This is a genomic window from Pararhizobium sp. LjRoot235, from assembly GCF_964254145.1.
Lineage (GTDB): Bacteria > Pseudomonadota > Alphaproteobacteria > Rhizobiales > Rhizobiaceae > Pararhizobium.
Genome location: NZ_CAXUSP020000001.1, coordinates 4,063,784 through 4,077,110, shown reverse-complemented (window position 1 = coordinate 4,077,110; position 13,327 = coordinate 4,063,784). Strand labels below are relative to the sequence as shown.

Annotated in this window: 14 protein-coding genes; 8 read left to right on the top strand and 6 right to left on the bottom strand. The window is 60.9% G+C overall.

Annotated features, from left to right (window positions below; all coding sequences use genetic code 11):
* The first annotated feature begins 54 nt into the window (after positions 1-54).
* From lnt to trmB, 4 genes are all read left to right on the top strand, one after another.
* The gene (gene lnt / locus ACSQ2Z_RS20040) at positions 55-1,650 is read left to right on the top strand and encodes an apolipoprotein N-acyltransferase (RefSeq protein ID WP_436082819.1); all 1,596 of its coding nucleotides are present in this window, start codon (positions 55-57) and stop codon (positions 1,648-1,650) included.
* A 155-nt stretch (positions 1,651-1,805) separates the two neighbouring features.
* Positions 1,806-2,228 (top strand): helix-turn-helix domain-containing protein, encoded by a 423-nt coding sequence (locus ACSQ2Z_RS20035; protein WP_436082818.1) that lies wholly within the window; start codon positions 1,806-1,808, stop codon positions 2,226-2,228.
* 240 nt (positions 2,229-2,468) lie between these two features.
* Positions 2,469-3,749: a methionine adenosyltransferase gene (metK, locus tag ACSQ2Z_RS20030; protein ID WP_436082817.1), complete on the top strand. Its 1,281-nt coding sequence runs from the start codon at positions 2,469-2,471 to the stop codon at positions 3,747-3,749.
* 91 nt (positions 3,750-3,840) lie between these two features.
* The gene (gene trmB / locus ACSQ2Z_RS20025) at positions 3,841-4,539 is read left to right on the top strand and encodes a tRNA (guanine(46)-N(7))-methyltransferase TrmB (protein WP_436082816.1); all 699 of its coding nucleotides are present in this window, start codon (positions 3,841-3,843) and stop codon (positions 4,537-4,539) included.
* A 91-nt stretch (positions 4,540-4,630) separates the two neighbouring features.
* Here the strand turns inward: trmB and ACSQ2Z_RS20020 are convergent, their stop codons facing one another.
* Together ACSQ2Z_RS20020 and ACSQ2Z_RS20015 are read right to left on the bottom strand one after the other, a co-directional pair.
* The gene (locus ACSQ2Z_RS20020) at positions 4,631-4,888 is read right to left on the bottom strand and encodes a DUF1150 family protein (RefSeq protein WP_436082815.1); all 258 of its coding nucleotides are present in this window, start codon (positions 4,886-4,888) and stop codon (positions 4,631-4,633) included.
* A gap of 143 nt (positions 4,889-5,031) precedes the next feature.
* Positions 5,032-5,463 carry an Hsp20 family protein gene (locus tag ACSQ2Z_RS20015; protein WP_436082814.1) on the bottom strand — a complete coding sequence of 144 codons (432 nt, stop codon included), beginning with the start codon at positions 5,461-5,463 and terminating at the stop codon, positions 5,032-5,034.
* A gap of 155 nt (positions 5,464-5,618) precedes the next feature.
* Here ACSQ2Z_RS20015 and ACSQ2Z_RS20010 point away from each other — a divergent pair, with 155 nt between their 5' ends.
* Positions 5,619-6,557: a nucleoside hydrolase gene (locus tag ACSQ2Z_RS20010; protein ID WP_436082813.1), complete on the top strand. Its 939-nt coding sequence runs from the start codon at positions 5,619-5,621 to the stop codon at positions 6,555-6,557.
* Positions 6,558-6,635: 78 nt separating this feature from the next.
* Here ACSQ2Z_RS20010 and ACSQ2Z_RS20005 read toward each other — a convergent pair whose 3' ends face one another.
* The 4 genes from ACSQ2Z_RS20005 to ACSQ2Z_RS19990 form a co-directional block, all read right to left on the bottom strand.
* Positions 6,636-6,917, bottom strand: coding sequence for a hypothetical protein (locus ACSQ2Z_RS20005; RefSeq protein WP_436082812.1), 282 nt, complete (start codon positions 6,915-6,917; stop codon positions 6,636-6,638).
* A 198-nt stretch (positions 6,918-7,115) separates the two neighbouring features.
* Complete coding sequence (locus ACSQ2Z_RS20000; RefSeq protein WP_436082811.1) at positions 7,116-9,479, bottom strand: methyl-accepting chemotaxis protein; 2,364 nt, start codon at positions 9,477-9,479, stop codon at positions 7,116-7,118.
* Between the two features lie 286 nt (positions 9,480-9,765).
* Positions 9,766-10,665, bottom strand: a complete 900-nt coding sequence (locus tag ACSQ2Z_RS19995; RefSeq protein WP_436082810.1) for a ribokinase — start codon at positions 10,663-10,665, stop codon at positions 9,766-9,768.
* A gap of 51 nt (positions 10,666-10,716) precedes the next feature.
* Positions 10,717-11,916 (bottom strand): DNA recombination protein RmuC, encoded by a 1,200-nt coding sequence (locus tag ACSQ2Z_RS19990; protein ID WP_436082809.1) that lies wholly within the window; start codon positions 11,914-11,916, stop codon positions 10,717-10,719.
* A gap of 143 nt (positions 11,917-12,059) precedes the next feature.
* Between ACSQ2Z_RS19990 and def the strand changes: the two genes are divergently transcribed.
* The 3 genes from def (at position 12,060) to ACSQ2Z_RS19975 (ending at position 13,326) form a co-directional block, all read left to right on the top strand.
* Positions 12,060-12,584, top strand: a complete 525-nt coding sequence (def, locus tag ACSQ2Z_RS19985) for a peptide deformylase (protein ID WP_436082808.1) — start codon at positions 12,060-12,062, stop codon at positions 12,582-12,584.
* Positions 12,585-12,649: 65 nt separating this feature from the next.
* A complete protein-coding gene (locus tag ACSQ2Z_RS19980) occupies positions 12,650-12,910 on the top strand; it encodes a FitA-like ribbon-helix-helix domain-containing protein (RefSeq protein ID WP_436082807.1) in 261 nt (86 codons plus the stop codon).
* Positions 12,907-13,326, top strand: a complete 420-nt coding sequence (locus ACSQ2Z_RS19975) for a type II toxin-antitoxin system VapC family toxin (protein WP_436082806.1) — start codon at positions 12,907-12,909, stop codon at positions 13,324-13,326. The genes ACSQ2Z_RS19980 and ACSQ2Z_RS19975 overlap by 4 nt, the downstream gene beginning before the upstream one ends.
* The last annotated feature ends 1 nt before the right edge of the window (position 13,327 follow it).

Sequence of the window (13,327 nt, the reverse complement as noted above, 5' to 3'; positions counted from 1 at the left end):
CCCACCGCACGCCTCGCATGGCAATGTGCGGTTCACGCCGGTTTGGGGGAATGAATGGAGTGGCTTGCGGGCAGGATCATGCTGTTATCGGGTGCGCGCCGGGCGCTTGTCGCCTTTACCGCCGGACTGGTTGCCGTCTTGGCCCTGCCGCCCTTTGGCATCTTCGCCGCGCCGTTTCTGTCTTTCCCCGTTCTCGTCTGGCTGATTGACGGCGCATCCGGCAATCCTGACCATGGAGTGCTGAGGCGCAGTTTTCCCGCGTTCTTCGTCGGCTGGTGTTTCGGCTTCGGCTATTTCCTCGGCGGCCTATGGTGGTTGGGCAACGCGCTGCTCGTCGAGGCCGACGAATTCGCCTGGGCCGTGCCGCTCGCCGTTGTCGGCCTACCTGCCTTTCTTGCCTTCTTCTATGCCTTCTCGGCGGCGCTTGCCCGTCTTCTCTGGTCGGATGGCATGGGGCGTATCGCCGCGCTTGCCTTCGCCTTCGGGCTGTTCGAATGGCTGCGCAGCTTTATCCTCACGGGCTTTCCCTGGAACGCGATCGGCTATGCGGCCATGCCTGTGCCGCTGATGATGCAGTCGGCAGCGGTGATCGGTCTTGCCGGCATGAACATGCTGGCCGTCTTTGTCTTTGCGTCTCCAGCGCTGATCGGTACCCGCAAGGGATTGCGGACCGGCTTGGGCATCGCGGCGCTTCTGGTCGCGGCCCATTTCGGCTACGGAGTTTACCGTTTGAACCAGCCATTGTCGCCTCCGGCAGACCCGGCCGTCACCATCCGCCTCGTGCAGCCGCTGATCGACCAGTCACAGAAGTTCGACGACGCCGAGCGGCGATCGATCTTTGAAGAGCATCTGAAGCTCACCGCGGCGCCAGCGGAAGACGGCGGCAAGCGCCCTGATGTCGTCATCTGGCCGGAAACCGCCGTGCCGTTCATCCTGACCGAAAATCCGGATGCGCTCTTGAGGATTTCCGATGTCCTGCAGGAGGGCCAGATCCTCATCGCCGGTGCGGTCCGGGCTGAGGATGCCGGAGCCGGCCTGCCACGGCGCTACTATAATTCGATCTATGTGATCGATGATCGCGGCCAGATCGTCGGCGCTTCCGACAAGATGCACCTTGTGCCCTTCGGCGAGTACCTGCCGTTCGAAAGCCTGTTGATGTCCGCGGGTTTGAATGCGATCGCAGCGACCATGCCCGGCGGTTTCTCGTCTTCGGCGACACGCTCGCTCCTGACTTTGCCCGGCGGCAAGACGCTCTACCCGCTGATTTGCTACGAGGCGATCTTCCCGCGGGAAATCGGCAATGATGCGCTTACCGCAAATGCATTGCTCAATATCACCAATGATGCCTGGTTCGGCAACACGCCTGGCCCCTATCAGCATTTCCAACAGGCGCAGTTGCGCAGCGTCGAGACGGGCCTGCCGATGGTCCGCGATGCCAATACCGGCGTATCGGCAATCGTCAACGCGCGCGGTGAAATCCTCACCGGTTTTCCGTTCGGCAGCCGGGGATTCGTGGATACAATCCTTCCGGGAAAGACCGCTCCACCAATGAGCCCCACGGAACAAGGGAGAAATGGAGTGCTGCTCGCATGCCTACTCTTCGCTCTCGCGATTATTTCCCGCGTTAGTTTTATTTTCCGGGAGAATTGACCAAAAACCCCTAAAATTGCATAGTGGCTTCTACCAATGATCCTTACCTATGTTCAGAGGGTTTCCGCCCGGCATCACAACGTAACGTGTGTAGTCAGCTCTCTGTAAGTGGCCAGGTTATGGGGCAACTGAAACTCGCTTATTAGGAAACCGTTATGATAGAGAACAAGAAGAAGCCGAACCCGATCGACATACATGTCGGTAGCCGGATTCGGCTTCGCCGCACGATGCTGGGTATGAGCCAGGAAAAGCTCGGAGAGAGCCTCGGGATCACCTTCCAGCAGATCCAAAAGTATGAAAAAGGAACCAACCGGGTCGGCGCGAGCCGTCTTCAGAACATTTCGAGCATTCTGAATGTTCCGGTATCCTTCTTCTTCGAAGATGCACCGGGCGAGGGTTTATCCTCCGGTCCGTCTGGCATGGCCGAAGCCTCCAGCTCGAACTACGTGGTCGATTTCCTGTCGTCCTCGGAAGGGCTTCAACTCAACCGCGCCTTCGTCAAGATCGGCGATCCCAAGGTGCGTCGCAAGCTGGTGGACCTGGTCAAGGCCCTGGCGGCAGAAGCGGAAGCCGAATAAGGCTGACGCGAGGCGGAACTAAAAAAAGCGGCCGGATAGTGCCGCTTTTTTTGTGCCTGATGCAGGCGCCAATGGGGCGGTCGCCATCTCCCATGACACGTCTCGTCAAAACCCCAAAAAAGAGGAAAACGTTCCCGTCCACCACATATAAAGATATATTTATGTCCTTGTGTCCTTGTTTTTTGATGGCATTATCACTAATACGTTCGTAGCCGTTTTTTCTTTGAGGGGACTTCCCGCATGCGCGCAAACTACCTGTTTACGAGTGAATCCGTGGCAGAAGGCCATCCCGACAAGGTCTGTGACCGGATCTCGGATGAAATTGTCGATCTTGTATATCGTGAAGCCGCCAAGACGGGCGTTGACCCTTGGGGAGTCCGCATTGCCTGCGAAACGCTGGCAACCACCAACCGCGTCGTGATTGCCGGCGAGGTCCGCGTGCCTGATACCCTGTTGAAGAAAGACAAAGACGGAAATATCGCGAAGGACGCGGCGGGGCATCCGCTGATCAATCCCGCGAAGTTCAAGGCTGCCGCCCGCAAGGCGATCCGCGAAATCGGCTATGAACAGGCCGGCTTCCACTGGAAGACCGCAAAGATCGATGTGTTGCTGCATCCGCAGTCGGCCGACATCGCCCAAGGTGTTGATAACGCTGCCGACAAGCAGGGCGACGAAGGTGCCGGCGACCAGGGCATCATGTTCGGCTATGCTTGCCGCGAAACCGCCGAGCTTATGCCTGCGCCGATCTATTATTCGCACCGCATTCTGGCCCTGCTCGCAACCGCCCGCAAGGCAGGGCAGGGCGATGCCGGCAAGCTTGGCCCCGACGCCAAGAGCCAGGTAACGGTCCGCTACGTCAACGGCAAGCCGCAGGCGGTGACCTCCATCGTGCTGTCGACGCAGCATCTCGACGGCAGCTGGGACTCGGCCAAGGTTCGCGCCGTCGTCGAGCCTTATATCCGCGAGGCGCTGCACGACATCGAGATCGCCGACGATTGCAACTGGTACATCAACCCGACCGGCAAATTTGTCATCGGCGGCCCTGATGGCGATGCGGGCCTGACTGGCCGCAAGATCATCGTTGACACATATGGCGGTGCAGCACCCCATGGCGGTGGCGCGTTCTCCGGCAAGGACACGACCAAGGTCGACCGTTCGGCTGCCTACGCCGCCCGCTATCTGGCAAAGAACGTCGTTGCCGCCGGCCTGTCAGACCGCTGCACGATCCAGATTGCCTACGCGATCGGCGTTGCCCAGCCGCTGTCGATCTATGTCGATCTGCATGGCACCGGCAAGGTGACCGAGGACCAGGTCGAACAGGCGATCCGCAAGACGATGGACCTGTCGCCCTCCGGCATCCGCCGCCACCTCGACCTCAACAAGCCGATCTACGCCAAGACCTCGGCCTACGGCCATTTCGGCCGCAAGGCAGGCCGCGACGGTTCCTTCTCCTGGGAGAAGCTCGATCTGGTGAAGCCGCTCAGGGACGCCTTGAAAGAGGACACTTTGAAGGCTGCCTGATCCGCCTCTGGACGGGTGACTGCAGAAGACAGTAAAGAGCGGGTGTTTCCTTCGGGGAGACGCCCGCTTTTCTATAAGTGAAAGACCGCGCATGACCGAACAGCACCGCAGCCGCTCGACCGAAGCCTTCTTCGGACGCCGCAAGGGCAAACCCTTGCGCGCGCTGCAGGCAACCCATCTCGAAACGGTGCTGCCCCTCCTGCGGCTGGATCTGTCGGCGCCGGCGCCGCCGGATATCAAATCGCTGTTCGGACATCCCGTCGACAATGTCAGGCTGGAGATCGGTTTCGGCGGCGGCGAACATCTGATCCATCGGGCCGTCGAAAGCCTGTCCACCGGCTTCATCGGCGTCGAGCCCTTCGTCAATTCGATGGCGAAACTCGTTGGCCACATCGAGAAGTGCAGCGCTGAGAATATCCGGCTTTACGACGATGACGCCACGCAGGTGCTCGACTGGCTGCCGGAGGCTTCGATCGACCACATCGATTTGCTCTATCCGGACCCCTGGCCGAAGCGGAAGCACTGGAAGCGCCGTTTCGTTTCAAAGGTTAATCTCGATCGGTTTGCCCGCGTGCTGAAACCCGGCGGTGTCTTCTGCTTCGCCTCGGATATTGACACCTATGTCAACTGGACGCTGTTGCACTGCCGCGATCACGCGGCGTTCGCCTGGACGGCGCAGAACGCTGCCGACTGGCTGACACCCTATCCAGGCTGGCCGAGCACGCGCTACGAGGCCAAGGCGCGTCGGGAAGGGCGCAAGTCCGCCTATCTTACGTTCCGGCGGGTATGAGCTGAAAAATGCCGGCAGCTTGGTGCATGTCGCCCATACGTGTGCCGTGGCCTTGGAATAGCGGCATGCAAGAAGCCGAAACGCGTGCGTTCTAGTGAAGGCTGACCGTCTTCAGATCGTCTTCTGCGGCCTTGAAGAAGGTGCTGGATCGATTGTCGGTCAGGAGGATCGGCGTGCCGTCGGCGCCGAACAGCGCCCACAGGTCTAGGCCCGGGCCCATGTCGGGGGCTTCCGGGAAGACGCGCGAGACTTCGTCCGAACGCATCTTGCGGATATAGCCGACTTCACCGGCGCCGAGATGCGCTAGGTCGTTTTTCGACAGGGCTGTGCTGACGTGTTTCAATCCCATGAGACGTACTCCGTAGCTTTGCGGCGCCTTCTGCCCTGAAAGGCCATGCGGGAGCCGCAACTCATTGATTTTCTGCACGAAGTTTCTCGGCTGTCTTGGGTTGCCGGGTGCCTTTGTGCGGCCGGCAAATCATGCCGGTTATCCTACTCTGGGACTAAAATATTAATTTTCTTTACCATGCGGACAGGTTCCGGCCGGATGAGATCGACGGACAGCAAACCGTTGCGCAACTCTGCCTTGGAAACCTGCATGCCGTCGGCAAGCACGAACATCCGCTGAAACTGGCGCGCCGCAATGCCGCGGTGCAGATAGTCGCGCTCACCGGTTTCGGTCTGGCGGCCACGGATGATCAACTGGTTTTCCTCGATGGTGACGTCGAGGTCCTCCTCGGAAAACCCGGCGACCGCCAGCGTGATTCGGAGGCGCTCCTGCTCGCCGGACGAATCATCACCGTGAATGCGCTCGATATTGTAGGGAGGGTAGCCATCATTGCCCTTGGCGATCCGCTCGAGGGTCTTTTCCATGGCATCGAAACCGAGCAGAAGGGGGCTCGTAAAAGGTGTCATCCGGGTCATACAGTAGTCCTTGGCTCTCAAGCGACCGTTTTGCGGACCCGCGAGGCGGCATCCGCGACCTCTAATATGGTAGCTGTGCGCAGCAAGCGCAAGGCGCTTGCGCCGGGCGAAGAGGCAAATCATAGTCCGCTCGCTGACTTGCGAAGGAGACCCGCATGCCGAGAAAGATCATCATCGATACCGATCCGGGGCAGGACGATGCCGCCGCAATCATGCTGGCGCTCGGCAGCCCGGATGAACTCGACGTGCTTGGCATCACGGCCGTGGCGGGCAATGTTCCCGTCGCGCTCACCTCCCGCAACGTCCGGGTTATCTGCGAGCTCTGCGGCCGTCGCGATGTGAAGGTGTTCGCCGGCGCCGACAGGCCGCTTGTCCGCCAGCTCGTGACCGCCGAACATGTACACGGCAAGACCGGCCTCGATGGACCCGTGGTCGATGAGCCCACCATGCCGCTGCAGCCGCAGCATGCCGTCGATTTCATTATCGAAACCCTGCTGGCAGAAGAAACCCGCACCGTCACGCTCTGCACCTTGGGGGCGCTTACCAACATTGCCTTGGCGCTGAACAAGGCGCCCGAAATCGCGACGCGTGTGCGCGAACTCGTCATGATGGGCGGCGGCTTCTTCGAGGGCGGCAACATCACGCCCGCCGCCGAATTCAACATTTACGTCGATCCGGATGCCGCCGAGATCGTCTTCAAGTCCGGCATCCCGATCGTCATGATGCCGCTCGATGTCACCCACCGGGTGCTGACCTACAAGGCCCGCGTCGAAAAGATCAAGGCCATCGGCTCGCCGGCTGCCATCGCCATGGCCGAGATGCTGGAATTCTTCGAGCGCTTCGACATCGAGAAATACGGCTCCGATGGCGGCCCGCTGCACGACCCGACGGTGATCGCCTATCTCCTGCGCCCGGACCTTTTCAAGGGGCGCGACTGCAATGTCGAAATCGAGACGAAATCGGATCTGACGGTCGGCATGACCGTAGTCGACTGGTGGCAGGTGACCGGCCGCAAGCACAATGCCAAGGTCATGCGCGAGATCGACGATCAGGGCTTCTTCGACCTTTTGACGGAGCGCTTGGCGCGTCTTTAAACGCCCGAACGGCCAGCCTTTGGCTTGGATGGACGGCGCCGCGGGGCGCCGTCTCAAGCTGCGAGGCGCAAACTTCCCTTATTGCTGGGGTGTCGCGCCAGTTGCCGGCGTGCCCGTATCCGGCGTGCCAGTTGCAGGTGTGCCAGTTGCAGGTGTTTCTGTCGCAGGCTTGTTCGTCGAAGGAGTTTCGACGGCCGGGACGTTCACATTGACATCCGTTCCGGTGCCTCCGCCTCCGAGATCGATAACGCCGGTAAACAGGAGGAGCGCGCCGATGACGATAAGCGCCAGAATGATCGCCACGACCCATCCGGTATATCCGCCGCCTGTGTTGATAACTGTTGGTTCACGATCGGGCATTTCTGGTTCCTCCGGCTTGATAGTGCAGCTTGAACGCAGAAGTGCCGCGAAAGTTCCTCCATAGGTTGGCGGCTGCCCCTGAGGCGAAGCGACCCGCTGCCGAAAGTTCAGTGCCGCGGCAACAGCTCGGGCGGATCAAGCAGAAACGGCGCCACAGGGACGCCGTTTGTATCGGTCGTTCGCCCGCAGGCCTTCGGCTCAGAATTCTTCCCAGTTGTCCTGGGCAAGAGCCGTATTGCCGGAAACCTGCGGCGCTGCCTTTTGCGGTCGGGCGACGTAGCGAGCCGGTGTCGTTTTGGCAGGCGCGCTGTAGCTCAGTGCCGATGCCCTTGCGGGTGCCCGCATCTTTTCGGCGGTATTGCGCAGCATGTCGGCCGGGGCCTGGCGCGCGACGTGGAAGCGGGAGACGAGCGTGCTCAGCGTGCGCGCCTCGTCGTTCAGCGCCATGCTGGCAGCGGTTGTTTCTTCCACCATCGCAGCGTTCTGCTGCGTCACCTGGTCCATCTGGTTGACGGCCGTATTGATCTCCTTGAGGCCGACCGCCTGTTCGGAGGCCGAGCCCGAGATCTGGCGAATCAGGCCGTTGATCTGAACCACCTGATCGGCAATCTTCTGCAGCGCTCCGCCGGCGCGGCCGACAAGATCGACACCCTCGCGCACCTGGCCAGCCGAGGTGTTGATCAGCGTCTTGATCTCCTTGGCGGCATTTGCCGAGCGCTGGGCGAGTTCGCGCACTTCCTGGGCGACAACCGCGAAGCCCTTGCCGGCTTCACCGGCGCGGGCGGCTTCGACACCGGCATTAAGCGCCAGCAGGTTGGTCTGGAAGGCGATTTCGTCGATAACGCCGATGATGCGGCTGACTTCGCCGGACGACTGCTCGATGCCCTTCATCGCGGCAATTGCCTTCTGCACGACTTCCCCCGATTGCTCGGCGTCGTTGCTGGCGGTTTCGACCGATTTTGCCGCCACCTTGGCGTTGTCGGCGCTGGCATTGACCTGCGAGGTCAATTGGTCGAGCGCGGCTGCCGTTTCCTCCAGGCTTGCGGCCTGCTGCTCGGTGCGGTGCGAGAGGTCATTGGCCGCATTGCTGATTTCGCTGGTGCCGGTGCTGATATTGACGACGGAGGTGTTGACCGTCTGGATCGTCTCTTCGAGGCTTTCCATGGCGGAGTTGAAGTCACGCTTCAGCTGCGCATATTCGCTGGGGAAATCCTCGGTGATCCGGTAGGCGAGATCGCCGGAGGAGAGCTGAGACAGGCCCTTCGCCAATTTGGCGACGATCTCGCGCTGGGTGGCGTTCGACTGGGCACGCTCGGCCTCGGACTGGCTGCGCTGCTGCTCGGATTGTTCGCGTTCGTGCCGGGCCTCTGCCTCCAGCCGCTTGGTATCGGCGAGCTGATGACGGAAACCTTCCAGCGCCGTGGCAACGGAACCGGTTTCGTCGGTGCGATCCTGGCCGGAAACCGGGGCAGTGTAGACGCCCTTGCTCAGGGTTTCGACGTCGCTCACCAGGCCGGCAAGCGGCTTCTGAACGAAGCGGCGAACGGCGAGATAGAGGCCGAGCAACACCGCACCGAGCACGATCAGGCCACCGACGATCATCATGTAGGTCTGGTCGACGACCGGGGCATTGATCGCGGTCTGCGGTACATCAACCAGGACGACCCAGGTCGTGTTCACATCCGGCAGCGCGAAAGGATAGACGACGCGGTCGAAGGTCTCATGGCCGTCATCGCTCAGGTCGTGGATCATGCCGGGCTGAGAGGCGGCAAGCGCATTCTTGACCACATCGGCGCCGATACCGTCATAGTCCTTCATCAGAAGGTCCGGGTTCGGAGCCACGAGCCACTTTCCGGTCTGCGACAGCAGCGTCACGCGACCGGAGCCGAAGGGACGGATGTCCTTCACCTTATTGGCAAGTGACGTCAGGGAAACGTCGACGCCGGAGACGCCGAGCAGTTTGCCCTTCGACATGACCGGGTAGGCGATCGAGGACATCGAGTTGTTGTCACCCGTCGTCGTCTCCGTGTAGGGCGCCGTCATCGCGCCCTTGAGGCTCTTGGCCGCCAGAGCATACCATTCAGCCGGGTAGTCGGAATCGAAGGTCGAGAAGTCGATACCCGTCTTGCCCTTCGTCCAATAGGGATTGAGCGTTCCATCCTTGGCGGCGCCAAAATCCTTCTTGCCGGCATAGTCCTTGGCCTTGCCGTCGAAGGCATTCGGCTCCTCGGCAAACCAGCTGCCGAACGCGAAGGCATTCTTCTCGACATTGGCCTTCAGCATGTCGACGACGCCCTTGCGGTCGAGATAGCCGCCTTTGTGGCCGCGGCCGATCACGCCTGCCGTCGAGCGGGCGGCGCCTGCAAGCTCGGCGATGTTGCTGCCGATGTCGGATGCGATCGCCTTCGCTTCGGTCCGCGCCTGATCCAGCACCAGCGTTTCGACACGATCCTGGGTCTGGGAAATCAGCACATAGTTGGAGGCAAGAAGGACGAGCGCAATGATGCCGCCCGTTACCGCAATCAGTTTGGTGGCCAGCGATTTGGCTTGGAACTTGAACATGAATGTCCCCGCATGGTGAAGACCGCGGGTTTCACAGCCGCGGCGTGACGCGATCTAGTTTGGGAGATGCCCCGTCATGGAGCGCCAGATGCCGACCGACATCGTAAGGCCGCCCTTGATCCTGGAAGGCGGGCCTTTGTAATCGCTTGAATAGCGCGATATTTATTAAAATTGGCACAACGCGATGGGGCTAGATCGCGCGTTTCGCGGATAAATCAAACGCTTATGCCACAGCGACGACGTTCAGTGTCCTGATTGCGCAGGGGCTCGATTGCGTCCGATGCAATCAGACCTTTGCGTCGACCTCGGCGGCTTCCGGGATGGCCGGCTGAGCGCCCGGTTTCAGACAGGCGAGCGAGCCGGCGACAGCGGCACGGCGTAGCGCCTTGTCGAAATCGATGCCGGCGTCGAGGCTGGCCGCGAGATAGCCACAGAATGTATCGCCTGCCCCAACGGTATCGACCGGCTCGATCTTTAGCCCCTTGGCGCGATGCACATTGCCGTTGCGCACGGCAACCACGCCTTCGGCGCCGAGCGTCACGATCACCGTTTGCCCCGTTTCGCGCGAAAGGCCTTGCATCGCCTCGATGCGCTCCTCGGCCGACAAACCTTGACGGCCCGCCAAAAGCTCGAATTCCGTCTCGTTGGCAACGACGATATCAGCCATGCGTCCGAGCCGCGCCGCGTCTTTCGTCAGCGGGGCGATGTTGATGATCGAGGTGATGCCCTTTTCTTTCGCCTTTACCAGCGCCCGTTCTACCGATTCCGCCGGAATCTCCAGTTGCAGCATCAACGTGTCGCCGGCGGTCATCATATCCACGGCTGCGGTTGCATCACCTGCGCTGACAGTGCCGTTGGCGCTCGCCACCACCACGATCACGTTCTCGCCATCACCTCCGACGAGGATGTGGGCGGTGCCGGTCGGTTCGCTGACCGTTTTGGTCAGAGAAAGGTCGGTTCCCGCCTGTTTTAGAAGCGCCAGCGCGCCGTCGGCAAAACTGTCCGATCCGACGGCACCCGCCATGCGCACGGCCGCTCCGGCGCGTCGCGCTGCCAAGGCCTGATTGGCGCCCTTGCCGCCGGCGGCCGTCGCGAAGCTCGTTCCGGCGACGGTTTCGCCGGGCTTGGGCAGCCGCGCCGTGGTGGCGATCAGGTCCATGTTGATGGAACCGAAAACTGTAATCATCCGATGCGTCTCCCCCGGCAGGCGATTTTTGCCGGACAGTGCCCGAGACGGTCAGTCCTCGTCAACCACCCTCAGATTCAATTGCCCCCTGCGATTGTCGAAGGTTTTCTGTTCCGGTTTGGCATCGGGCGGTGCGCCGGCGGCTTGGAGGTCCAGCGCCTCGATCCTTGTGCCGCGCCGCTTGAGCTTCTCCGATGAGGTGAGGATATCGTCGACATCCTTCTGCGTGGTGAGGAAGTGGCCGTGCAGCTTGCGCACCCGGTCGTCGAGCCGGGTCAGATCCTCCATCAGCCGGATCACCTCACCCTGGATCAGATGCGCCTGTTCGCGCATCCGGGCATCGCGCAGGATAGCCTGGATGACCTGGATCGACAGCATCAGCAGCGACGGCGAGACGATGACGACCCGCGCCCGGTGCGCCTTCTGGACGATGCCTTCGAAATTCTCGTGGATTTCCGCAAAGATCGATTCGGAGGGTACGAACAGGAAAGCAGTGTCCTGTGTCTCGCCGGGGATCAGATACTTCCCCGAAATATCCCGGATATGCACCTCCATGTCGCGGCGGAACTGTTGCGTCGCCTGCCGGGCTGCCTCTGGCTCGCCAGCGCTGCGGATGGCATTCCAGCCTTCGAGCGGAAATTTCGCGTCGATCACCAGCACTGGCTGGCCGTTCGGCATCCGGATCGTGCAGTCGGGCCGCGATCCGTTCGACAGCGTCGTCTGGAAGGCGTAGTAGCCCATCGGCAGGCCGTCGGCGATGATCGTCTCCATGCGTGACTGGCCAAAGGCGCCGCGCGTCTGCTTGTTGGAAAGAATGCTCTGCAGCCCGGCCATGTCCTTGGCCAGCGACTGGATGTTGGTCTGGGCCGTGTCGATCACCGCCAGCCGCTCCTGCAGCCGGCGCAGGTTCTCGTGCGTCGCCTTGGTCTGCTCTGCAATCGACGTGCCGAGCCGATGCGTCATGCCGTCGATCCGCTGGCTGATCGACTGGTTGAGTTCGGATTGCCGAGCGCCGAACACGTCCGCCATCGCCGCGATGCGGCCCTGCATCTCCGTCTGAGCGGCCAAGAGTGCCGTCATCCGCTGTTCCGCCTCCAGGACCGACTGCCGTGTCCGCCGCCGCCCAAGCACGGTGGGGATGCCGGCGAGCAGCAGGATCGCGATCGCAATGAACAGGCACATGCCGAGCGTCACCGGATAGGCCCCAAGGATGAAAAGAGGCTGGTCGAGGGTGAGTGTCACAGGTTCCATGGCCGCAACCTAAGCGGATTCGACGTTTGTGGCCAGATCAAAACGAGAACAGCGATGAATCAAGTGACATAAGCACCCACATTCCCAGCAAAATCTTGAAAACGAGAATTCCATCAACGCAAAAGATCAGTTATGGGAGCCGGATGACCATCAAGCCGCTCATCATTCTTCCGGATCCCGTGCTGCGCCAGCTTTCCAAGCCGGTGGAAACGGTTGATGCCGATGTCCGCCGCCTCGCTGAAGACATGCTGGACACGATGTATGACGCGCCTGGCATCGGCCTGGCAGCGATCCAGCTCGGCGTCCCCCGCCGCATGCTCGTGATCGACCTTTCGAAGGAAGGCGAGGAAAAACAGCCTCTGGTCTTCATCAACCCGCAGATCGTGAAGCTTTCCGACGAGCGCTCGGTCTATGAGGAAGGCTGCCTGTCGATCCCGGACTACTATGCGGAAGTCGAGCGCCCCGCCGCAATCACCGTCGAATATGTCGATCGCGACGGCAAGCAGCAGACAGTGGAGGCGGATGGATTGCTGGCGACCTGCCTGCAACACGAGATCGACCACCTGAACGGCGTGCTGTTCATAGACCATCTCTCCAAGCTCAAGCGCGAAATGGTGATTCGCAAGTTCACCAAAGCCGCCAAGGTCCGCGGCGCCAAGGCGATCTGACGGTTCCATTGAAAATGATGACCTTCACGCCTATGATATCACTGATATCATCGTGGAGGTTGCGCATGGGCGATCTGCTTCTTCGTGGAATTGACGACGCTCTGAAGGTCGAATTGCAGGAAAGTGCGCGCCGGAACGGCCGCAGCCTTTCCGACGAGGCCATTGTGCAAATTCGGTCCGCCTTAGAACGGGAACAGCGCCGAGGTCAAACGGCCGGGCAGCGGCTGCGTGCCATCTTGGGCGATGCGAAATTCGATGATGACGAACTGCGCGCCATCGATGCGTTTCGCAAACAGCCCGACCGCTCGCCGCCGGACTTCAAATGATCGTTCTAGATACCAACGTCATTTCCGAACTTCAGGGACGACGATATAGCGAGGTGATCCTTCGATGGCTGGACCGGTACGACAGCGAAGTCGTCTTCCTAACGGCGATCGCGATGGCGGAAATCCATTTCGGAGTGGCCCTGCTGGAGCCGGGAGCTCGGCGTGAGAGTTTGCGTCAAACTTTCGATCGGATCGAAGAAGAGTTTTCCGGGCGGATTCTGAGTTTCACGCAGAATGTGGCCGCGAGCTACGGCAAGTTATCCGCTCAACGGCAGAAGGAGGGCAGGCCGATGGAAACCAAGGACGCCATGATTGCCGCGATCTGTCTGTCCCACGATGCGACGCTTGCGACACGCAATACAAAAGACTTCGAGGGGCTTGATTTGAAGCTCATAAACCCGTTTGAAGGGGCCTGAT